20 protein-coding genes and 1 pseudogene are annotated in these 21863 nt (G+C 70.5%); 8 read left to right on the plus strand and 13 right to left on the minus strand.

Annotation, left to right across the window (positions count from 1 at the left end):
- Positions 1-15: 15 nt before the first annotated feature.
- The gene (gene aroA / locus A5700_RS14615) at positions 16-1302 is read left to right on the plus strand and encodes a 3-phosphoshikimate 1-carboxyvinyltransferase (RefSeq protein ID WP_068070338.1); all 1287 of its coding nucleotides are present in this window, start codon (positions 16-18) and stop codon (positions 1300-1302) included.
- On the plus strand, positions 1299-2279 hold the full coding sequence (rsgA, locus tag A5700_RS14620) for a ribosome small subunit-dependent GTPase A (RefSeq protein ID WP_068070337.1): 981 nt from the start codon (positions 1299-1301) through the stop codon (positions 2277-2279). The genes aroA and rsgA overlap by 4 nt, the downstream gene beginning before the upstream one ends.
- Here rsgA and A5700_RS14625 read toward each other — a convergent pair.
- The gene (locus A5700_RS14625; RefSeq protein WP_068070374.1) at positions 2266-2742 is read right to left on the minus strand and encodes a helix-turn-helix domain-containing protein; all 477 of its coding nucleotides are present in this window, start codon (positions 2740-2742) and stop codon (positions 2266-2268) included. The genes rsgA and A5700_RS14625 overlap by 14 nt on opposite strands.
- A gap of 95 nt (positions 2743-2837) precedes the next feature.
- Here A5700_RS14625 and A5700_RS14630 point away from each other — a divergent pair, with 95 nt between their 5' ends.
- From A5700_RS14630 to A5700_RS14640, 3 genes are read left to right on the plus strand one after another with little or no spacing between them, the layout of a single operon-like run.
- Entirely contained in the window at positions 2838-4019 is a 1182-nt protein-coding gene (locus A5700_RS14630) for an acetyl-CoA C-acyltransferase (protein ID WP_068070336.1), read from the plus strand.
- Positions 4020-4027: 8 nt separating this feature from the next.
- Positions 4028-4921, plus strand: coding sequence for an NmrA family NAD(P)-binding protein (locus A5700_RS14635; RefSeq protein WP_068070335.1), 894 nt, complete (start codon positions 4028-4030; stop codon positions 4919-4921).
- On the plus strand, positions 4914-5408 hold the full coding sequence (locus A5700_RS14640; protein WP_068070334.1) for a DUF302 domain-containing protein: 495 nt from the start codon (positions 4914-4916) through the stop codon (positions 5406-5408). Before A5700_RS14635 ends, A5700_RS14640 begins: the two co-directional genes overlap by 8 nt.
- Here the strand turns inward: A5700_RS14640 and A5700_RS14645 are convergent.
- Positions 5405-6616 (minus strand): cytochrome P450, encoded by a 1212-nt coding sequence (locus tag A5700_RS14645; protein WP_068070333.1) that lies wholly within the window; start codon positions 6614-6616, stop codon positions 5405-5407. The genes A5700_RS14640 and A5700_RS14645 overlap by 4 nt on opposite strands.
- Before the next feature lie 186 nt (positions 6617-6802).
- On the opposite strand from A5700_RS14645, the gene A5700_RS14650 reads away from it, so the two are divergent.
- Positions 6803-7357 carry a TetR/AcrR family transcriptional regulator gene (locus A5700_RS14650; protein ID WP_197502843.1) on the plus strand — a complete coding sequence of 185 codons (555 nt, stop codon included), beginning with the start codon at positions 6803-6805 and terminating at the stop codon, positions 7355-7357.
- Between the two features lie 57 nt (positions 7358-7414).
- Here A5700_RS14650 and A5700_RS14655 read toward each other — a convergent pair whose 3' ends face one another.
- The 6 genes from A5700_RS14655 to A5700_RS14680 form a co-directional block, all read right to left on the minus strand.
- Entirely contained in the window at positions 7415-9124 is a 1710-nt protein-coding gene (locus tag A5700_RS14655) for a GMC oxidoreductase (protein ID WP_068070331.1), read from the minus strand.
- Positions 9121-10614, minus strand: a complete 1494-nt coding sequence (locus A5700_RS14660; RefSeq protein ID WP_068070330.1) for an NAD(P)/FAD-dependent oxidoreductase — start codon at positions 10612-10614, stop codon at positions 9121-9123. Before A5700_RS14660 ends, A5700_RS14655 begins: the two co-directional genes overlap by 4 nt.
- Positions 10615-10714: 100 nt before the next feature.
- The gene (locus tag A5700_RS14665; protein ID WP_068070329.1) at positions 10715-11791 is read right to left on the minus strand and encodes an AraC family transcriptional regulator; all 1077 of its coding nucleotides are present in this window, start codon (positions 11789-11791) and stop codon (positions 10715-10717) included.
- Between the two features lie 7 nt (positions 11792-11798).
- Complete coding sequence (locus A5700_RS14670; protein WP_082960500.1) at positions 11799-12809, minus strand: SMP-30/gluconolactonase/LRE family protein; 1011 nt, start codon at positions 12807-12809, stop codon at positions 11799-11801.
- The gene (locus A5700_RS14675; RefSeq protein ID WP_068070328.1) at positions 12806-13615 is read right to left on the minus strand and encodes an SDR family NAD(P)-dependent oxidoreductase; all 810 of its coding nucleotides are present in this window, start codon (positions 13613-13615) and stop codon (positions 12806-12808) included. Before A5700_RS14675 ends, A5700_RS14670 begins: the two co-directional genes overlap by 4 nt.
- Entirely contained in the window at positions 13612-14877 is a 1266-nt protein-coding gene (locus A5700_RS14680; RefSeq protein ID WP_068070327.1) for an acyl-CoA dehydrogenase family protein, read from the minus strand. The genes A5700_RS14675 and A5700_RS14680 overlap by 4 nt, the downstream gene beginning before the upstream one ends.
- Positions 14878-15066: 189 nt before the next feature.
- Between A5700_RS14680 and A5700_RS14685 the strand changes: the two genes are divergently transcribed.
- Positions 15067-15912: a mycofactocin-coupled SDR family oxidoreductase gene (locus tag A5700_RS14685; RefSeq protein WP_068070326.1), complete on the plus strand. Its 846-nt coding sequence runs from the start codon at positions 15067-15069 to the stop codon at positions 15910-15912.
- A 9-nt stretch (positions 15913-15921) separates the two neighbouring features.
- Here A5700_RS14685 and A5700_RS14690 read toward each other — a convergent pair whose 3' ends face one another.
- From A5700_RS14690 to A5700_RS14710, 5 genes are all read right to left on the minus strand, one after another.
- Positions 15922-17205 carry a fatty acid desaturase gene (locus A5700_RS14690; RefSeq protein WP_068070325.1) on the minus strand — a complete coding sequence of 428 codons (1284 nt, stop codon included), beginning with the start codon at positions 17203-17205 and terminating at the stop codon, positions 15922-15924.
- Positions 17206-17302: 97 nt separating this feature from the next.
- Positions 17303-18442, minus strand: coding sequence for a ferredoxin reductase (locus A5700_RS14695; protein WP_156671220.1), 1140 nt, complete (start codon positions 18440-18442; stop codon positions 17303-17305).
- 140 nt (positions 18443-18582) lie between these two features.
- The gene (locus A5700_RS14700) at positions 18583-19095 is read right to left on the minus strand and encodes a hypothetical protein (RefSeq protein ID WP_156671221.1); all 513 of its coding nucleotides are present in this window, start codon (positions 19093-19095) and stop codon (positions 18583-18585) included.
- Positions 19092-19940: a polyphosphate kinase 2 gene (gene ppk2 / locus A5700_RS14705; RefSeq protein ID WP_068070323.1), complete on the minus strand. Its 849-nt coding sequence runs from the start codon at positions 19938-19940 to the stop codon at positions 19092-19094. The genes A5700_RS14700 and ppk2 overlap by 4 nt, the downstream gene beginning before the upstream one ends.
- A 43-nt stretch (positions 19941-19983) precedes the next feature.
- Positions 19984-21402, minus strand: coding sequence for a wax ester/triacylglycerol synthase family O-acyltransferase (locus tag A5700_RS14710; RefSeq protein ID WP_068070322.1), 1419 nt, complete (start codon positions 21400-21402; stop codon positions 19984-19986).
- Positions 21403-21595: 193 nt separating this feature from the next.
- Here A5700_RS14710 and A5700_RS26985 point away from each other — a divergent pair.
- Positions 21596-21863 (plus strand): annotated as a pseudogene (locus A5700_RS26985) (hypothetical protein); the annotation flags it as partial.

The raw sequence follows: 21863 nt of genomic DNA on the forward strand, positions 1-21863 counted from the left end.
GGCGATGATGGACCGGTGACCACCTGGACCGCCCCCACCGCAACCGACCCTGTGCACGCGACCGTCACCGTCCCCGGATCGAAGTCGCAGACCAACCGGGCGCTGTTGCTGGCCGCGCTCGCGGCCGCCCAGGACACGGGCAGCCCGACCGTCAGCGGCGCGCTGCGCAGCCGGGACACCGACCTGATGATCGGGGCGCTGCGCACCCTGGGCCTGCGGGTCGACGGCGACGGGACCGAGCTGACGGTCAGCGGCCGCGTGTCGCCCGAGCCGATGGCGCAGGTGGACTGCGGCCTGGCCGGCACGGTGCTGCGGTTCGTCCCCCCGCTGGCGGCGCTCGCCAAGTCGATGGTGGAGTTCGACGGTGACGAGCAGGCCCGCAGCCGGCCGATCGTCCCGCTGCTCGACGCGCTGCGCGGGCTCGGCGTGCGCATCGACGGCTCCGCACTGCCCTTCCGCGTCCTGGGCACCGGGGAGGTGGTCGGCGGGACCGTGGACATCGACGCGTCGGCGTCCTCGCAGTTCGTGTCGGGGCTGTTGCTGTGCGCGGCGTCCTTCAACGAGGGGGTGGTGGTGCGGCACACAGGCGCCGAGCTGCCCTCCGCGCCGCACATCGCGATGACGGTGGTGATGCTGCGGCAGGCCGGGGTGGACGTCGACGACTCCGAGCCCAACCGCTGGCAGGTGCGGCCCGGGCCGGTGGCCGCGCGGCACTGGGAGGTCGAACCGGACCTGACCAACGCCGTGCCGTTCCTGGCGGCCGCGGCGGTGACCGGCGGGACCGTGCGCGTCACGGGTTGGCCGGCCGCCAGCGTGCAACCCGCCGACCACATCCTGGCGGTGCTGCGTGACCTGAAAGCGACTGTCACACAGGATGACTCGTCAGTGGAAGTGCGCGGCACCCGCGAGTACGCCGGTTTCGACGTCGACCTGCGGGCCGTCGGTGAACTCACCCCGTCGGTCGCGGCGCTGGCCGCGCTGGCCACCCCCGGGTCGGTGTCGCGGCTGTCCGGGATCGCGCACCTGCGCGGCCACGAGACGGATCGGCTCGCCGCGCTCAGCAAGGAGATCAACCGGCTCGGCGGCGACTGCCGCGAGACCTCCGACGGCCTGGTGATCACCGCCACCCCGCTGCGGGCGGGGACCTGGCGCGCCTACGCCGACCACCGGATGGCGATGGCCGGTGCGATCGTCGGGTTGCGGGTGCCCGGTGTCGAGGTGGACGACATCGGCGCCACCGGCAAGACGCTGCCCGAGTTTCCGCAGCTGTGGGCCCGCATGCTCGGGGAGCCCGGCATGTGAGACCCGGCGACTACGACGAATCCGACGTCAAGATCCGCTCCGGGCGGGGCTCGCGGCCGCGCACCAAGACCCGGCCCGGGCACGCCGACGCCCGGTCGGCCATGGTGGTCAGCGTCGATCGAGGCCGCTGGGGGTGCGTGCTGGACGGCGACCCCGCGCACCGCGTCACCGCCATGCGGGCGCGCGAACTCGGGCGCACGCCCATCGTCGTCGGCGACGACGTGGACGTCGTCGGTGACCTGTCCGGGCGCACCGACACCCTGGCCCGCATCGTGCGGCGCGGCGAGCGCCGCACGGTTCTGCGGCGCACGGCCGACGACACCGATCCGACGGAACGCGTGGTGGTCGCCAACGCCGACCAACTGCTGATCGTCGTGGCGCTGGCCGACCCGCCGCCCCGCACGGGCCTGGTCGACCGGGCGCTGATCGCCGCCTACGCGGGCGGGCTGACGCCGATCCTGTGCCTGACCAAGACCGACCTCGCGCCGCCCGGGCCGTTCGCCGAGCAGTTCGTCGACCTCGACCTGACGGTCGTCACCGCGGGCCGTGACGACCCGCTGCTGGCGGTGGCCGACCTGCTGGAGGGAAACATCACCGTACTGCTCGGCCACTCCGGCGTCGGCAAGTCGACGCTGGTCAACCGCCTGGTCCCCGACGCGGAGCGGGCCGTCGGCGCGGTGACCGACATCGGCAGGGGCCGGCACACCTCCACCCAATCGGTGGCGCTTCCGCTGGCCACCTCGGGCTGGGTGATCGACACCCCAGGGATCCGCTCGTTCGGGCTGGCGCACATCGCGCCCGACGACGTGCTGATGGCGTTCTCCGATCTGGCCGAGACCATCGAGAACTGCCCGCGCGGCTGTGGGCACATGGGGCCCCCGGCCGACCCCGAGTGCGCGCTGGACGGGCTGACCGGGCCGGCCGCGCGCCGCGTCGCCGCGGCCAGGAGGCTGCTGGGCGCGCTTAGGGAGCCTTAGCCGCCAGTCGCACACCCAGCTCGTCGGGCGGCACTAAATGCCCTTCGGCGCAGCGGATTTCGACGGTCGCCTCGGCCCCGCAGCCCACATGCGTCAGCCTCAGTCGGTTGCGTCCGGGCAGGTGGCGCCTTCCCCACTCGAACAGCGACCACACCACCGGCATGAACTCCACGCCCGCCTCGGTGAGGACGTATTCGTCGCGGCTGCGCTGGCCGGGCTCCTGGTACGGCTGGCGCCGCAACAACCCCAGGTCGACCAGTTCGGACAGCCGCGCCGACGTGGCGGCCTTGGTGATGCCGACCCGCCGGGCGAAGTCGTCGAAACGCGTGGTGCCGTAGTAGGCCTCGCGCATGATCAGCATCGCTGATTTCGTGCCGACCACCGCCATCGTCTTCTCGATCGCGCACTCACCGACCGCCGACCAGGCGTCACGGTCGGCGAGCGGCCCCTGCAGCAGTGTCATGTAAATCACCTCCCGGGCTGGGTTGCAATCAGCATACCGAGATGTTTACCTGGGTACAGCTTTCTATACCTAGATGGTGGACTCAAGGAGGAGCCATGAATCAGGGCCGCGACGCCGTTATCGTCGGAGCCGTTCGTACCCCCATCGGCAAGGGCAAGGCCAGTGGCGCGCTGCACGACGTGCTGCCCGTCGACCTGCTGGCCCACAGCCTGCGTGAGCTGGTGACCCGCACCGGGGTGGACCCCGCGCAGATCGACGACGTCATCGCCGGCGCCGTCACCCAGGTCGGCGACCAGGCGGTCGACATCGCCCGCAACGCCCTGTTGGGCGCGGGCTTCCCGGAGTCCGTCCCCGGGGTCACGATCGACCGCCAGTGCGGCAGCAGCCAGCAGGCCATCAGCTTCGCCGCCCAGGGCGTCATCGCCGGCGCCTACGACCTGGTGATCGCCGGGGGCGTGGAGTCCATGGGCCGCGTGCCGATGGGCACCCAGGTGTTGCCCGGCAGCGATCCCTTCGGCGCGGGCATGGCCGCGCGTTACCCCGAAGGCTTGGTGCCGCAGGGCATCAGCGCCGAACTGATCGCGGCCAAGTGGGGCCTGTCGCGCGCCGAGCTCGACGAGTTCTCCGCCGGCAGCCACGACAAGGCCGCCCGCGCCACCAAGGAGGGGCTGTTCGACAACGAGCTGGCGCCGATCGCCGGCCTGTCGACCGACGAGATCATCCGTCCCGGCACCACCGTCGAGACGCTCGCCAAGCTGCAACCCGCGTTCTATAGCGACAAGATGAAAGAGCGCTTCCCCCAGATCAATTGGGAGATCACCCCGGGTAACTCCTCACCGCTGTCGGACGGCAGCGCCGCGGTGCTGATCACCAGCAGCGAGGGCGCCACAAAACTGGGCCTGCGCCCCCTGGCGCGCATCCACACCACCACGGTGGTGGGCGACGACCCGCTCTACATGCTGACCGGCATCATCCCGGCCACCGAGAAGGTGCTGCGTCGCGCGGGCCTGACGCTGGCAGACATCGACCTGTTCGAGGTCAACGAGGCCTTCGCGCCCGTGGTGCTGGCCTGGGCCAAGGACACCGGAGCCGATCTGGCCAAGACCAACGTCAACGGCGGGGCGATCGCCATCGGGCACCCGCTGGGCGCCAGCGGCGCCCGCATCATGACCACGCTGGTCAACGCTTTGGAGCAGCGCGGCGGTCGGTACGCCTTGCAGACGATGTGCGAAGGCGGCGGCATGGCCAACGCCACCATCATCGAGCGCCTGGGCTGAGCGCGGCCATGACCAAGGTCCTGGTGACCACCGCCAACGGCGACACCGGCCGTCCGATGGTCGAGTGCCTGCTCGACCGCGGACTGCCGGTCAGGGCGATGGTCCGGCGGGATGACGACCGCGCGCAACGTCTGCGCGATGCCGGTGCCGAGGTGGTGTGCGGAGACCAGCTCGATCTGGGCGATGTTCGCGCGGCACTGGCCGGCGTGCGGCGGGCCTACTTCAATTTCCCGGTCGGTGACGGACTGGTGGAAGCGGCGGTGATGTTCGCCGAGGCGGCCAGGGAGCAGAGCCTCGAGCTGATCGTGAACATGAGCCACATTCAGTCGCGGCCCCGGGCGCGGAGTAAGGCAACCCAGAACCACTGGCTCTCCGAGCAGGTGTTCGACTGGTCGGGCATTCCGACGACCAACCTGCGGGTCACGTTCTTCATGGAATGGCTGACCTACATCGCGGGGGCGATCCGCGGCGGCCGCTATGTGATGCCCTTTGACGCCGAGAGTCGCTTCGCCCCCATTGCCGCACGGGATATCGCGTTGACCGCCGCGACCATCTTGAGCGATCCGCGCGGACACGGCGGTCGCACGTACACCCTGACCGGGCCGGTCGAGTACAGCCACCAGGAACTGGCCGCCGAGGTCGGCCGCGTCCTCGGTCGGGAGCTCCCGTTCGAAAAGGTCGGCGCGGCAACGTTTCTGGAGCTGCTCGGGATCCCCGACGACACCGCCAAGCGCAGGCACTTCGAAGCAGTCACGGTCGACCAACGGGAAGGGCGCTTGGCCGGCGTCAGCGATACCGCGCGCACCATCGTCGGCCGCCCGCTCAGCACGGTCGCGGACTTTGTCAACGACCACCGCTCGATGTTCGAAGAGCACCACGACAGAGAGGCCGAACATGTCTGAGCGCACAGAAATTCGCTTCGACGGCGTGCGGGTGCGGTACGACAGCGCCAAGAGTTACGACCAACTGGTCAGCGCGCTGCTGGACGAGATCGGTCACCGGCCGGTGCCGATCAACGAGTTCGCCCGCACCCGCGACAGCTGGGAGTCGTTCGAGCAGGAGGTCGAACCCCACGTCAGCCCCAGCGGGTTCATGCTGTTCGGCACGTTCGACCACGGCGCGTGGATCACCAAGGCGGGCATCGACCGCAAGGTGTTGCGCGTGGTCCTGGGCAACCCGCTGATCGCCATCACGATGCTGCGCCACGACGTCAAGGCCGGCTTGTTCGCGCCCGTCGAGGTGGTGATCGTGGACGAAGGCGAAGGAAGCAGCCTCACTTACGTCAAGCCGTCGTCGCTGATGGTCGTCGAACCCAACGCCGACTTGCGCAGCGCCGCAGAGGCTTTGGACGCCAAGCTGGCCGCGCTGGCCGAGCAGGTGATGGGCTAGCGCACAGCGAGGTGCAGCCGTTCGAGGCGGCGAACCAGGACGCTGGGCAGCCACGGGCCGACGTCGGCCGCCTCGATCCACGTCGTCTGCTCGAGCAGCATGCGAAAGACGATGCGGGCTTCCAGGCGCGCCAGGGCGGCTCCGACGCAGAAGTGAGCGCCCTTGCCGAACGTGACGTGCCCCTTCGCGCCGCGACGATCGAGCCGAAAATCGTTGGCGCAGTCGAAGTGTCGGACGTCCCGGTTGGCCGCTCCCCACAGCAACAACAGGTGCGCATCGGCGGGCAGCTCGACGCCGGCCAACGTCGTGTCGCGCACCACGTGCCGGTAATGGCCCCGAAACGGCGACTCGTAGCGCAGGGTCTCCTCGATGAAGGCGTCCAGCGCTTCCGGGTTGGCGCGCAGCTGCTCCTGCAGGCTCGGGCGGTCGGCCAGGAGCCAGGCGGCGCTGCCGAGTAACGACGCGGTCGACTCCCCCGCCGCGCTGAACAGCGTGAGCATGATCGCAAGCGCGGGAAGCTGGTCCAGCTCGCCGGAGCGGTTGCGCGCGGCGAGGTCGCCGATCAGGCCTTGCCCGGCATCGTCGGCGTTGGCGAAGTGCTCCAGGACGTATCCGGACAGCTCCAGCGCGGCCATACCGGCGGCCTCGAGTTGGGGCGGGCTGACGATGCCGTCGAGCAGCGTGGTGGTGGCATACCCGAGCCGGATCAGCCTGTCGACGTCGCCGTCGGGCAGCCCGAGCAGGCGGGCGACCACCATCATCGGCAGCCGATTGGCGACGGCGCTCATCCACTCGATCCGCCCGTCGACCAACGCCTCGGACCAGAGCCGCCGGGCGGTGGCTTCGGCGAACTCCTCGATGACGCGCACCCGGCGCGCCGACAGGTGGGGCAGCAACAACTTGCGGTGCACCGCGTGCAGGGGATCGTCGGCGGTCGCCAGCGCGTTCATCGGGCCGCCGAGCGAACCCATCTCGTACGGGGTGACGGTCCCGTCGTCGTGATACACCATCGTCGCGGTGAGGTTCGACGAGAAGTCCTCGACGCGGTTTACGGCGTCGAGGACGGCATCCCACCCGCAGACCGCGTAGAAACCGGAGTCGCCGATGCGGTTGACCCCCGCCGCGCTGCGCATCCGGTCGTACAACGGGTAGGGGTCCTGGATCGCGGCGCTTCCGAAGAATGCGCACGGATCCACCACGGCGGTCATGAGCCAAGGCTGAGCGGTGCCCGTGAGCTGCGTCAACGGGTCGCGGGGAACCTGCGGAGCCGCGTTGGACGTGCGGGGCGTGGGTTCTCTCAGGCCACCGCGCCGACCAGCACCGCCGATGAGAGAAGCGGCGGATTTTTTCGCACGATGATAAAACGAGTTGGTGGTTTCGCTGCGGGGACGCCGCTGATGGGCGACGACTGGCTAGTCGGGCGCGACCGCCACAGCGCGGGCGTCGAGCGGATCTACGCCGCGGCCGCCGACCTCATGGTCCGGCGGGGCTACGAGGCGTTGCGCATCGAGGACCTGGCCGCCGCCGTCCACTGTTCACCGGCGACGATCTACCGCCATGCCGGCGGCAAGGCGCAGATCCGGGACGCGGTGATGGGCCGGCAAGCGGAGCGCATCCTCGATTCGGTACGTGCGGCGATCGCCGGGCTGACCGGTACCGACCGCGTCGTCACCGCCACCACCGTCGCGCTGCGGCGCCTGCGGGCGGACCCCCTCGCGCAACTCATGCGCACGAGAACCGCGGCGCGCAGCAACGAGTGGCTGACCGACTCACCCGTCGTCGCCCGCTTCGCCACCGAGATGGTCGGCCTCAGCGAGCCCGACCCCCTGGCGGCGCAATGGCTGATCCGGGTGTTCCTGGCGCTGTGGTGTTGGCCCCTGGGCGACGCCGATGCCGAGGAGGCCATGGTGCGCCGGTTCCTCGGGCCGCCCTACGCCATCGACCGGTGATGCCGGCGCTTCGGAGATGACCGCGGGCCACGGCGCCCGCCGGCCGGGCTGACGACGTCAGGCACCGATGCGCAGCGCGCCGGGCGCGGTGTCGGGCACCGCGGGGTGGGCCGGCAGCACCGGCCGGACCCGCACGTAGCCCGAGCCCAGCGGCGGGCGCGGGTCCGGCTCACCCTTGTTCGGCCACAGCGAGGTGGCCCGTTCGGCGAGCGCGGTGATGGTCAGCGACGGGTTGACGCCCAAGTTCGCGGTGATCGTCGAGCCGTCGATGACGTGCAGCCCCGGATACCCGTGCATGCGGTGGTAGGGATCCACGACGCCGTCGGCGGCCGTCTCACCGATCACGCAGCCCCCGATGAAGTGCCCCGTCATCGGGATGTCCGCCAGATCCGCCCAGGCGCCGCCGGCGATGCCGTCGAGGTGCTCGGCCGCGCGGCGGGCGACCTCGTGGCCGACCGGGATCCACGTCGGGTTCGGCTCCCCCACGCCCTGCCGCGTCACCATGCGCCGCCCGAACAGCCAGCGCCGGGTGCAGGTGGTCAGCGAATTGTCGTGGGTCTGCATCACCAGCAGGGGGATCGTCTGCTCCGACCAGTTTCGCGGGTTCAGCAGGCGGCGCAGGTCTTGGCGTTGGCGCGCAAGCTCTTTCAATCCCGTCCGCCAGCGCCGGCCGCCCTCGTGCAGGTTCGCCGAACCGTCGACCAGCACGGTGCCCAGCAACCCCATCAGGTTGGAGTCGTGCCCATAGCGGCACGGCTCCACGTGGGTGTGCTCGTCCGGATGGATCGAGGAGGTGATCGCGACGCCCTCCGAGTAGTCCACGTCGTCGCCGCGTGCCCGCACCGCCAGGATCGCCTCGGAGTTGGTGCGCGACAACTCGCCCAGGCGCGGCGAGACGTTCGGCAGGCTGCCGCGGTCGCGCAGCCGGTGCAGCAACCGTTGGGTCCCCAGCGCGGCGGCCGAGAACACGACCTGCTCGGCGGTGAACGTGCGGCGGCCCCGGCGCAGCTTGCCCCCGGTGCGACGCGTCGCGACGTCGTACCCGCCACCCGGGCGGGGCCGCACGTCGACCACCGTGGTCAGCGGATGTACACTCGCGCCGAGCTTTTCGGCCAGGTACAGGTAGTTCTTGACCAACGTGTTCTTGGCGTTGTGCCGACACCCCGTCATGCATTCCCCGCAGTGCCGGCACGCGTTGCGATCCGGCCCGGCCCCGCCGAAGTAGGGGTCGCCGACCGGGGCGCCCGGGGCGGCCAGCTCACCGTCGGCGCCGGTGAAGCACACCCCGACCCGGGTGGCGTGGAAGGTGTCCGCGACGCCGAGATCGGTGGCCACCTGCAGCATCACCTTGTCCGACGGCGTCGTTCGCGGGTAGGTCTCGACGCCGAGCATCCGGGAGGCCTGGCTGTAACAGGGCGCCAGCTCGTCCTTCCAGTCCGTGATCGTGCTCCAGCGCGGGTCGGCGTAGAACGGGTCGCCGGGCTCGTAGAGGGTGTTCGCGTAGACCAGCGAGCCCCCGCCCACGCCCGCGCCGCTGAGCACGACGGCGTCGGACAGGACGTCGATGCGCTGGATGCCGTAACAGCCGACGGCGGGCCGGAAAAGGTAATCCCTGATGTGCCAACTGTTTTTAGCCAGGTCCTGGTCGCGGAACCGGCGGCCCGCCTCCAGCACGCCGACGCGGTACCCCTTTTCGCTCAGGCGCAGCGCCGTGACGCTTCCCCCGAAGCCGGACCCGATCACCAGCACGTCGTAGTCGAACGTCACGCGTTGACCCCCTCGGCGACTCGCCGCGGCCGTACCTCGACGTAATCCGCGAGATTCACTGTGTCGGTGCGGCGCTGATATTCGCGCACCAGCCCGGGCCAGTTGGTGGTGACGCGGCCCGAGGCGGTGCGATACCAGGAGTCGCAGGTGGTCCACACCCCGGAATCCAGACGGGACTGCACGTCGGTGTCGTAGGCCTGCTCGACGGTGTCCCGAATCTCCAACGCTCGCAGCTCATTTGAGCGGCTGAGCCGTTCGGTGATCTGCCGGATGTAGCGGGCCTGCTGCTCCATCATCAGGATGATCGAACTGGTGCCGAGGTTGGTGTTCGGGCCGTAGATGAGGAACATGTTCGGGAAGCCCGGCACGGACATGCCGAGGTGCGCCCGGGCCCCCTCCGCCCACTCGCCGTGCAGGTCGCGCCCGTCGCGCCCGGTGATCGTCATCGGCGCCAGGAATTCGGTGGCCTTGAACCCGGTGCCGTAGATGATGACGTCCACCTCGTGCAGCCGTCCGTCGGCGGTGCGCACGCCCGTCGCCGTCACCTCGGCGATGGGCTCGGTCTGTACGGCGACGTTCTCCTTGGCCAGGGCCGGATACCAGTCGCTGCTGAACAACACCCGCTTGCAGCCCACCGGGTAATCGGGGGTGAGCTTGGCCCGCAGCACCGGGTCCTTGACGTGCCACTTCAAGTTCAGCGACGCGAGCACCCCCACCAGGCGGGCCAGCAGCGCCACCCTGGTCAGGGCGAGACCGAAGAACTCCGAGATCTGCCAGATCAGGCCCCGCATCGCGGCGGCGAACACCGGCACCTTCGCGAAGGCGGCGTGGTGCGCGCCGGTGTAGGCCCGGTCGGGCTTGGGGATGACGTACGGCGCCGACCGCTGGAAAACGGTGACGCGCCGCGCGGTTTCGCGGATCCGCGGAACGAACTGGATGGCGGACGCCCCGGTGCCGAGGACCGCGATTCGCTTGCCGGCCAAGTCGACGTCGTGACGCCACTGCGCCGAGTGAAACGACGGCCCCGCGAACGTGTCCAGCCCCGGGATGGCCGGCAGCGACGGTCGCGACAGCTGGCCCACCGCGGGCACCAGCACGTCGGCTTCGTAGTTTTCGCCGCCCGCGGTCGCCACCCGCCAGGTGGCGGTGTCCTCGTCGTACTGCGCCGAGGTCACCTCCACCCCGGTGCGCACCAGGTCGCGCAGCCCGAACCGGTCGGCCGTGTCGTGGATATAGCCGAGGATGTCGGGCTGCTCGGCGTAGCGCCGGCCCCAGTCGGTTTTCCGCGCGAACGAATAGGAATACAGGTTCGACGGGACGTCACACGCGGCGCCGGGGTAGGTGTTCTCCCGCCAGACGCCGCCGATGTCGTCGGCCTTCTCCAGCACCGTCACCTCGGCGAGGCCGTCCTTGGAGAGCTCGTAGGCGGCGGCGAGGCCGCCGAAGCCGGCCCCGATCACCAGTACGCGAGGACGAGTCGTGGAAGTCATACGTCCAACGTAGGGGCTGGTCGCGGCTCGGCGGCAGCCAATTGCGGTCGCGAAATCCAGGATTCCGGCCACGCTGCCGGCGCGCCCGGCCGCCGAAAGCTCACACCGCCAGCGGCCGCGCGCGCGGCGCCACCGAGCGCTGATAGCGCGCCGGGGTGGTGCCCGTCCAGCGCTTGAACGCCGCGATGAAACTGGTCGCCTCGGCGTAGCCGAGCCGCAGCGCGACGTCCTCGACCGTCAGCGCGCCCGTCGCCAACAGCTCCTCGGCGAGGACGCGGTGCACCTCCTCGGCCAGCTCCCGAAAGCTCGTGTTCTCCTCGGCCAGCCGGCGCCGCAGCGTCCGCTCGCTCATCGCCAGCTGCCGGGCGATGCCCGCGATCGTGTGCGGTTCGCCGTCGATGGAGGCGAGCCGGTCGCGGACCTGCCGGGCCACGCCGGTGCGGGCCCGGCGGGTCTCCAGCAACGCCTGGCACTGCTGCTCGCACATGGCCACGCTCAGCTCGCTGGCGCGGGGCAGCCGGTTGCTCAGCAACGCCGCCGGAAAGCTCGCCGCGTTCACCGGCGCGCCGTAGGTGGGCGTCACGCCGAACACGTCCCGGGCCGCGGCGTCGCCCGAAGACGGTGCGGGGCCGCTGAATTCGATCGCCGTGAACGGGACCGGGCTGCCCAGCAGCTCGGCCATCACCTTGGCGATCGCGGTCAGGTCCCGGCGCACCAGGAATTGCGCCACCGGGCCGGTCAGGTCGGGCAGGTCCAGGCGGATGGCCGCCACCGGCCCGTCGACCGTGACGCTGGGCAGGCAGAAGCCGTAGCTGAGCTCGTAGTAGCGGGCCGCGAACCGCACGGCGTCGCCCAGCGTCGAACTGGTCAGGCACGCGAAGCCGAAGATGCCGAGCGACCCGACGTGGTAGCTGCCGCCCACTCGCATGCCCAGCTGCGTGGCCTCCCCGGCCAGCCGGGTGACCAGGTTGGTCGCGACGGTCAGCTCCTGGCGCCCGAGGATGGTCCGGTCGTGGTCGTGCAGGTCGGCCTCCGACAGGCCGGAGCCGTCCAGCACGTCGCCGGCGGCCAGGCCGTTGCGGCAACCGAAGTCGGTCATCAGGACGACGCTGGCCATGTTGCGCGGGAAATCCCAGTGCGACACCTGCTGCCCGGCGAACACCTGCACGTCGTCCATCGGCGGATCAGCTTGCCGGCAACCGGATCTGCACGATGTCGGAGGCGTGCAGCCCGCCCGCCACCACCACGCCGTTGCGCTCGGCGACACTGGTGACGAAGTCGTAGGAGCCGTCCTCGCTGCGCAGGTCGTGGACCAGCCGCCCTTGGAGGTCGAAGGCCATGACCCAGGCGATCGGCGTGGCCTTGGGCCGCACGGCGGTCGGCAGGTTCCACAGCACCGTCCGCAGGAACCCCGGGCGCGGCAGCAGCCTGTCGAGCAGCGCGTTGCGCGGGGCGGCGACCGCCACCCAGATCAGCCCGTCGCTGCCGAGGCTGATGTTGTCCGGCAACCCGGGCAGGTTTTCGACGAGCGGCTCGACGCTGCTGGTCTTGGCGCCGGTCAGCCAATACCGGCTCACGCGGTAGCCCTCGGTCTCGGCGAACAGCAGGTGCGATTCGTCGGGCGCCAGGGCCAGCCCGTTGGCGAACTTGAGGCCGTCGCGCAAGACGGTGACCACCCCGTCGGCGTCCAGGCGCACCAACAGCCCCGTGCAGGAGTGCTCGAAGACGTCGCCGAGGTAGTGCTGCAGGTCCCAGCGGCGGCTGGAGACGGTGAACCAGATCGTGCCGTCGGCGCCGTCGACGACGTTGCTGGCGAAGCGCAGCGGGGCGCCGGCGACGTGATCGACGAGGACGCGCACGCCGCCGTCGGGCGACATCCGCAGCAGACCGCGGTCGTGATCGCAGATCAGCACCGAGCCGTCGCGGCCGGGCTGCAAGCCGAGCGGCCGCCCCCCGGTGCGACCCACCAGGGTGCGCCGGCCCGTGGCCGGATCGATGCGCACGATGCTGCCGTCGGCCAAGCCGGTCAGCACTAGGCCGTCCCGGTCGAAGATGACGTCCTCGGGCCCCTCGCCGCCGGTGGGAAATCGGCGCGTGATGGCGAAGGGGGCGGTGCGGTCGGTGCGGCCCTGCTCGGGCGGGGCCGGCGGGGGCGTCCAGGATCCGGTCTTGAGAATCCGGCGGGCCTGCGTCACTGCGGTTGACCCCCTTCGGGATTGGCGGCGCGCTCCTCGGCGCGGCGGATCTTGACCCCGGCGGCGAACATCTGCCGTTCGTAGAGCGGGCGGGCCAGCCGCTTGGTCCAGGCGGCCACCCGCGCCTGGCGGTCGGGCAGCACCAGGAACTCCTTGCGTGCCACGGCCGCGACGACGCGGGCCGCGATGTCGTCGGCGCTGCGCGGCGCGCGGTCGATCAGCTTGGCCGCCACCTGGTCGGCCATCGGGTCGCCGCCGCCCAGCGACGACGACAGGTTGCTGCGGAAGAACGACGGGCACACCACCGACACGTCGACGCCCCACGGGCGCAGTTCGTAGCGCAGGCTCTCCGAGAGCGCGACGACGGCGGCCTTACTCGCCGAATACGAGCTCATCGCCGCGGGGTGCACCAGCCCGGCGAGCGAGGCGACGTTGACGACGTGGCCGGCACCCTGCCGCTTGAACAGCGGCACCAAGGCGCGGCAGCCGTTGACCGCGCCGAGCACGTTGATCCTCAGCACCCTGTCCCAGTGGTCGTCGTCGACGTGGTCGATGCGCCCACCGGCGGCGATGCCGGCGTTGTTGACCAGCACATCGAGCCCGCCGAACTCGCCGGCGACGCGCTCGGCCGCGGCGGCCCAATCCGCGGCGGAGCTGATGTCCAGGCGTTGGTAGAACGCCCCCGGCGGCGGGGCCGCCGGCTCGGCGAGATCGGCGATGAGCACGCGGGCGCCGGCCCGGGCATAGCGGGCGGCCAGGGCGGCTCCGAGGCCGGACGAACCGCCGGTGATCAGCACGCGCGTCATCGGCTGGCCCCGTGCTTGCCGAGTTCCACCCGCGCGATGACGTTCTTGTGGACCTCGTCGGGGCCGTCGGCCAGCCGCACCGCCCGGGCGGCGGTCCAGGCGCCGGAGAGCGGGAAGTCGCTCGACATCCCGCCGCCGCCGTGGATCTGCATGGCGAAATCGATGACCTGCTGGGCCACGTTCGGGGCGGCCACCTTGATCGCGCTGACCTCGCTAAGCGCGCCGAGCGGTCCGACCGTGTCGAGCTTGTACGCGGCGTCGAGGATGAGCAGCCGCGTCGAGTCGATCGCGATCCTGGCCTCGGCCACCCGTTCCCGGTTGCCGCCCAGGTTGATGAGCGGCTTGCCGAACGCCGTTCGGGCCAGGCCGCGCTCGCAGGCCAGGTGCAGCGCCCGCTCGGCCAGCCCGACCATCCGCATGGCGTGATGCACCCGGCCGGGCCCCAGCCGGCCCTGCGCGATCTCGAACGCGCGCCCGGGGCCGGCGATGACGTTGTCCAGCGGCACCCGCACGTCGGTGAACGACACCTCGCCGTGCCCGAACGGCTCGTCCAAGAAGCCCATGGTGTCCAGCATCCGCTCCACCTTGACGCCCGGGGCGTCGCGCGGGACCAGCACCATCGAGTGCCGCGCGTACTTGCCCGCCTGCGGGTCGGTGAGGCCCATGACGATCAGGACGGCGCAGTCGGGATGCCCGATCCCGGTGGTCCACCATTTGCGGCCGTTGATCACCACCTGGTCGCCGTCGACCACGGCGGTCAGCTGCATGTTGGTGGCGTCGGAGGACGCCACGTCGGGTTCGGTCATCGCGAAGGCCGTGCGGACGTCCCCCGCGAGCAGCGGTTCGAGCCACCGCGCCCGTTGCCGCTCGCTGCCGTAGCGCAACAGCACCTCGGCGTTGCCGGAATCCGGTGCGTTGCAGTTGAATACGTACGGCGCCAAGAAGGACCAGCCCGTCGCCTCGGCGATCGGGGCGTAGTCGACGTTGCTCAGCCCGGCGCCGCCGCGGGTGCCGAACTGCTGGGCGTAGGCGCCCTCGTGGCCGGCCGGCAGGAACATATTCCACAGGCCTCGGGCCCGGGCCTCGCGGCGCAGGGCGTGCACCTCCTCGGGCACCTGCCACAGGTCGGCGCCACACCCGTCGCGGCGCGCCTCGAGCTGCCGGCGGTGCAGCGCCTCCTCGACCGGCAGAATTTCGTCGGCGACGAACGCCCGCACCTCGTCGGCCAGCTCGGCCGCGCGCGGGGAAACAGACAGATCCATGCCCTCGACGGTATGCCCTGACCGGCCGTAGCCAGCCGGCTAGTCCGTTGGTGTCCGCGGGTCACCCTGACGGGCGGTCATTCGACTGCATGGGCGCGCACTGCCGCCCGTACCGCGACGACGTTCTGCGCCGCGCCGTAGCGGGCCTAGGCTCTCGGGGAAACCCCTCGATCGTAGGAGACAGTCACGATGACGAAAGCCGTTGGCAGAGTCGCCGGCAAGGTCGCGTTCATCACCGGCGCCGCGCGCGGCCAAGGCCGAGAGCACGCCGTCCGCCTCGCCGAGGAGGGCGCCGACATCATCGCCGTGGACCTCTGCGGCGACGTCGACGGCGTCATCTACCCGGGAGCGACCGAGGCCGACCTCGACGAGACCGCGACGCTGGTCGAGAAGTCGGGGCGGCGCATCGTGGCCGCCAAGGCCGACGTCCGAGACGTCGCCGGTCTGCGCGATGCGCTGCAGCGGGGCGTCGACGAGTTGGGCCGTCCCGACGTCGTGATCGCCAACGCCGGCATCAGCGGCAGCCCCGCGCCCGCCGCGCTGATCGAAGAGACGGCCTGGCAGACGATGCTCGACATCAATCTCACCGGGGTCTGGCACACCATCAAGGTGGCGGTGCCGCACATGTCCGACGGGCGCGGCGGCTCCATCATCCTGGTGAGCTCCATGCTGGGGCTGCGCGGCGGCGGGTACATGGCCCACTACGCCTCGGCGAAGCACGGCGTCGTCGGGCTGATGAATTCTCTGGCGAACGAGCTTGCGCCCCAGCTGATTCGGGTCAACTCGATCCATCCCGGCAACATCCGCACGCCGATGATCGACAACGAGCCGTTCCACCGCACGCTGCGGCCGGACCTGCCCGAACCCACCATGGACGACACGGCGGCGGTGCTCGGGCACTTCCACATGCTGCCGGTGCCGGTCATCGAGGCGCGCGCCGTCAGCAATGCGGTGCTGTTCCTCGCCTCGGACGAGGCGCAGTACATCACCGGCGCGGCGTTGCCGATCGACGCGGGTGCCACCGCGAAGTTCTGACGCGAACTTCTAGGCCGCCAGCTCGTCGTCGCGCTCGACGGCGGCCGCCGCGCGCTTGGCGCGGCGCCAGCCGCGCACGGTCGCGATCGCGGTCTTGAGCCCGCGCCGCCGGCCTGTGGCCGGGTCGGTGCCCGCGAAGCCGGGCCCCAGCTCGGCGAACATCCGCTCGCTGCGGGTCTCGGGCGCGTTGTCGGCGTCGTCGCGCAGGCACTCGTTGGGCAGCGACAGCTTCGCCAGCGTCCGCCACGTCTTGGCGTACTGCAGCAGGAACGAGCCGGTGGTGTAAGGCAAGTCGTAGGAGTCGCAGACCTCGCGCACCCGCACCGAGATCTCGTGCAGCCGGTTGCTCGGCAGATCCGGGTACAGGTGGTGCTCGATCTGGTGGCACAGGTTGCCGCTCATGAACCGCAGCAGCGGCCCGGCCTCGAAATTGGCGCTGCCCAGCATCTGGCGCAGGTACCACTGGCCCTTGGTCTCGCCGATCATGTCGGTCTTGGTGAACTTCTCCGCGCCATCGGGGAAGTGTCCGCAGAAGATCACGGCGTTGGCCCACACGTTGCGGATCACGTTGGCGGTCGCGTTGGCCGTCAGCGTGGACCGATAGGTCGCGCCGGGTGACACCGCGGTGAGCGCGGGGAAGGCGACGTAGTCCTTGAGCACCTGCCGCCCCGCCTTGGCCAGGAATTCGTCGACCCGCTGCCGGGCGTCGTCCTGGTCCATGCGCTTCTTGACGATCTTGCCGAGCTCCACGTGCTGCAGGCCGACGCCCCACTCGAACAGCAGCGCGAGCATGGTGTTGTAGACCAGGTTGAGCAGGTTGAACCGCTTCCAGCGCTGGTCGCGGGTGACGCGCAGCAGGCCGTAGCCGACGTCGTCGTCCATCCCGAGGATGTTGGTGTACTTGTGGTGCACGAAGTTGTGCGTGTAACGCCAGTGCTTGGACGACCCGCTCATGTCCCACTCCCACGTCGAGGAGTGAATCTCCGGGTCGTTCATCCAGTCCCACTGGCCGTGCATGACGTTGTGGCCGATCTCCATGTTCTCGACGATCTTGGCCACGCCCAGGGTCAGGGCGCCCGCCCACCAGGCCGACCGGCGCGAGCTCGCGGCCAGCGTGAGCCGGCCCGCGACCTCCAAAGCCCGCTGGGCGGCAATGGTGCGACGGATGTAGCGGGCGTCGCGATCCCCGCGCGATTCTTCGACGTCCTGGCGGATGGCGTCGAGCTCAGCGGCCAGGTTTTCGATGTCGGTGTCCGTCAGATGGGCGAATACGTCGACGTCGGTGATCGCCATCGTCGTCCTCCCTCCGGTTGATGGTGTTCCGGCCTAAGCCAGTGCCGTACCTACGCTATCGTAACCTACGAATCCGTAGGTTACCAATGAGTAGCCTTTAGATGTCGAGCACACAGTCGCCAGAGGCGGCCGACACGCAAGTCTGGATGCGCGAGCCCGGCTCATGCTCGACGCCGGTACGCAGGTCGCGGACGTGGCCCTCCACCAGGCTAACCACGCACGACTGGCAGATGCCCATCCGGCAGCCGAACGGCATCTGCACACCGGCGCTTTCGCCGGCGTCCATCAGCGACGTCGCGGCGTCCGCGGCCACCGTGCGCCCGCTCTGGGCGAAGGTCACCGCGCCGCCGGCGCCGGCCGGGGCCGCCTTCGACACCGCGAAACGCTCGAGGTGCAGCCGGTCGCCGATGCCGGCGGACGTCCAGATCCGCTCCGCCTGCGTCAGCAGGCCCTCCGGCCCGCAGGCCCAGGTGTGGCGTTCGCGCCAGTCCGGCACGTCGTGATCGAGCAGGTTCAGGTCGAGCCGGCCCTGGGTGCGGGTCTGACGCAGCAACAGCCGGTAACCCGGGTGGTCGGCGGCCAGGGCGGCCAGCTCGGCACCGAACATGACGTCGGACTCGGTGGGCGCCGAGTGCAGATGCGCGATGTCGCCGATCTGATTGCGGCGGGCCAGGGTGCGCAGCATCGACATCACCGGCGTGATCCCGGAGCCGGCGGTGAGGAACAGGATGGAGGCCGGCGCCGGGTCGGGCAGCACGAAGTTGCCCTGCGGCGCGGCGAGCCGGACGATGGTTCCCGGTTCGACGCCGGCCACCAGGTGGGTCGACAGGAAGCCTTCGGGCATCGCCTTGACGGTGATGGTCACCGTCCGGGGCGCGCCGGATCCCCTGCCCAGGGTGCCCGTGGCCGGCGTCGAGGTGAGCGAGTAGGACCGCCACCGCCAGCGCCCGTTCATCAACAGGCCGATGCCGATGTACTGGCCGGGTTCGTAGTCGAAGTTGAAGCCCCAGCCCGGCTTGATGACCAGGGTCGCGGAATCCTCGGTCTCGCGGCGCACCTCGAGGATCCGGCCCCGCAGCTCGCGCGCCGACCACAGCGGGTTGGCCAGGTGCAGGTAGTCGTCGGGCAGCAGCGGCGTGGTGATGCGCGCGGCGATCTTGCGCAGCAGATGCCACCCGGGATTGCGCTCGGCGCCCGCGATGACGGGCCGCTTGGTGTCGGCGATGTGCGCGGCCATCGGTGTCGAATCCTTACCCACGGGGAAGCTCCTGCATACGGCGCGGCGTTGTGGCTTCCTGCTTGCAATCGGCGCGATCCCGCGCCGCCCGGCCTGCACCCTACGGTACCGTAACTTACGGTACCGTAGCCAGCGGTGCGTCAGAGCAGGTCAAGCAGAAACGGCAGCTCTTGGTTGGCGTACCAAGCCAAATCATGGTCTTGCGCGTCGCCCACGATCAACTCGGCGTCCTCATCGCCCAGGTCGGCGTCGTCGACGGCCTCGATCGCCCTGGCGACCGCCGCTTCGGCCGCCGCGTTGTCGACGTAGGCGGCGATCACGTCCTCGGCCCGGACCGGCCCGGCGAGCCGGACCACCGCGTCGTCCAGGTCGGGCCGGTAGGTGGCTCCCTCGACCTCGGCCGCCAGCACGGCCCGCCGCGGCGGCAGGGCGTCCGGCGCGGCGGTGGGGTCGTCGTGCGCCAGCAGCCGCAGCGACGCCAGCGCCGCCTCCCGCAACGCCACGTCGGCCAGTTCGTCGTCGTCGCCCTCGGCGTAGGCCTCGCGCAGCGCCGGCGTCAGCGCGAACGCCGTGCCGTTGACCGGCCACAGGGACCCGTCGGCGACGAGCTGCCGCAGCATGCGCAGCGTGGCGGGAATGTAGACGACGGTCACCGGGCCGCTCCCTCGATCAACGTGGCCGCATAGTCGTCGACGTAGGTCGACAGCTCGCGCGGGGGCCGGCGATAGGCGCCGCTGACCACGGGCCGCCGCGGCAGCGTCACCTCCGGCGTCTGCACCTCGTGGTAATCCACGGTCGAGAGCAGGTGGGCCATCATGTTCAGCCGCGCATGCTTCTTGATGTCGGACTCGACGACGTACCAGGGGCTGGCCGGGGTGTCGGTGTGCACCATCATCTCGTCCTTGGCGCGGGAGTAATCCTCCCAGCGGTACACCGATTCGAGGTCCATGGTCGAGAGCTTCCAGCGGCGCACGGGGTCGTTGCGCCGGGCCTTGAACCGGCGCAGTTGCTCGCCCTCGGACACCGAGAACCAGTACTTGCGAAGCAGGATCCCGTCGTCGATCAGCATCTGCTCGAAGATGGGCGTCTGCCGCAGAAACAGGGCGTGCTCGTGGGGCGTACAGAATCCCATCACTTTTTCGATGCCGGCGCGGTTGTACCAGGACCGGTCGAACAGCACGATCTCGCCCTTGGCGGGCAAGTGCGCGATGTAGCGCTGGAAATACCATTGCCCGCGTTCCCGGTCGGTGGGCACCGGCAGCGCCGCGACCTGCACCACCCGCGGGCTGAGGTATTCGGTGATCCGCTTGATGGCGCCGCCCTTGCCCGCGGCGTCGCGGCCCTCGAAGAGGACCACCAGCCGGGCCCCGCTGTGGCGCACCCATTCCTGAAGTTTGACGAATTCCGTTTGCAGCCGGAACAATTCGGCTTCGTAGACGGCGTCGGAGATCTTGGGCGCCGATTTCTTCTTGCTCGCCTTCGCGGTGGCGGTGCTCACGTCAACGAATGATAGAGCTCGGCGGCCGTTTCGACCCGAGCCGCTAGCGGGACGCGTCGAGCAGTTCCTCCAGGGATTGCGCCAGCAGGCCGGGCAGCAGGTCCACGTCGCTCATGGCCTCGCGGTCGGCGTTGATCCCGAAGTAGAGCATGCCGTTGTAGGACGTCACGCTGATCGCCAGCGCCTGGTTGTGCAGCAGCGGCGGCACGGCGTAGGTCTCCAGCAGCTTGGTGCCCGCGACGTACATCTGCTTTTGGGCGCCCGGCGCGTTGGTGATCAGCAGGTTGAAGGTGCGCTTGGAGAAGCTGGGAAAGCTGGTGGCGACCCGGATTCCCATGGCGTGCAGCGTGGGCGGCGCGAAACCCGACAGCGTGACGATGGTCCGGGCGTCCACCAGCCGGGCTGCGGTGGGGTTCGACTCGGTGGCGTGCGCGATCTGCGACAGCCGCACCACGGCGTTGGGCTCGCCGACGGGCAGGTCGACCAGGAAGGGCATTACCTGGCTGATCGCCTGCCCGGGTCCGGTCGCGTCGAGCTGGCCGTCGGCGTACACCGACAGCGGCGCCATGGCGCGCACCGTCGCCGACGTCGCGACGGCGACCCCGCGCGACATCAGCCAATTGCCGAGGGCCCCGGCGATGACTGCGAGCACCACGTCGTTGACGTCGCAGTCGTACCGGGCGCGCACGGCGCGGTAGTCCTCCAGGCTGCCGCTGGCGACGGTGAATCGCCGGTGGCGGGACACGGTGGCGTTGAGCGGGCTGCTGGGAGCGGTGCCGCGGGCGATCGTCCGGGCGAAGTCCAGGACCCGGCGGCCCGCGTCGATCAGCTCGCCGTGGTTGGTCACCAGGGCGCCGACCGCCGATCCGACGGCCTGCAGCTGGGTGCCGGGGCCCACGAACCAGTCGCCGATCGCCCCCAGCATCAGCCGGGTGTTGCCGGGGTCGCGTTCGGGCACCCAGATGTCCTCGGGGAAGGTCGGCGGCCGCTTGGTCCGATCGGCGATGACGTGGTTGAGCTCCAGCGCCGTCATGCCGTTGATCAGGGCCTGGTGCGACTTGGTGTAGAGGGCGACGCGGTTCTTCGACAGACCCTCGACGACGTACATCTCCCACAGCGGCCGGGTCTTGTCGAGGGGCCGCGCCGCGAGGCGGGCGATCAGCTCATGAAGCTGCTCGTCGCTGCCCGGCGACGGCAGCGCCGACCGCCGCACGTGGTAGGTGATGTCGAAGTCGCTGTCGTCGAGCCACACGGGCCGCGCGGTGCCGCCCGGGACTTCCCGCACCTTTTGCCGGTACCGCGGTATTTGCGGGAGGCGCTGCTCGACCATCGCGAGCACCGTTTCGTAGCTCAGCCCGGCGCGCGGGCGGCGCAGGATGGACAGCGACCCCACATACATCGGGGTGGCGGTGTTCTCGAGCCGGAAGAAGGACGCGTCGGACGGGGACAACCGGGTCACCATGCGGGCCGTCCTCCTTCGTCATTCGTCAGCACGGCACGAGCGGGACCCATGCCTGGCCCACGGTAATCGCCGGGCCGGTGCGCCGGGTCAGCGCGGGTACGCGCGCGCTCGAGTTGTGCCATGATGACCCACGACCACTGTCTGCCACTCTCCAGCGGGCTGCCGGTTATACCGAGGAGTTGGAGAGTGCGCGTTGAACATTAGTCCCGTTGCGCAACCGGCTGGCGCTTTCACCGTCACGCCCGTCGTCGATTACGAACCCCCGACCAAGGCCGCCCCGCGAGTCGTCCCCGCGTGTCGGCCGGCCGCGCGGGCCGCGTCGCGCCGCGGCGGTCAGGCCCCGCACCGGCCGCATGCCCCGCAGCCTGCGGCGGGCCCCCCGATCGCGCTGTCCGCCCCGATGCGCCAGGCCGCGAGCTTCGCCGACGCCGCGCTGCGCCGGGTGCTGGAGGTGCTCGACC

The organism is Mycobacterium sp. E1214 (assembly GCF_001666755.1).
In the GTDB taxonomy this organism is placed as follows: Bacteria; Actinomycetota; Actinomycetes; order Mycobacteriales; family Mycobacteriaceae; genus Mycobacterium.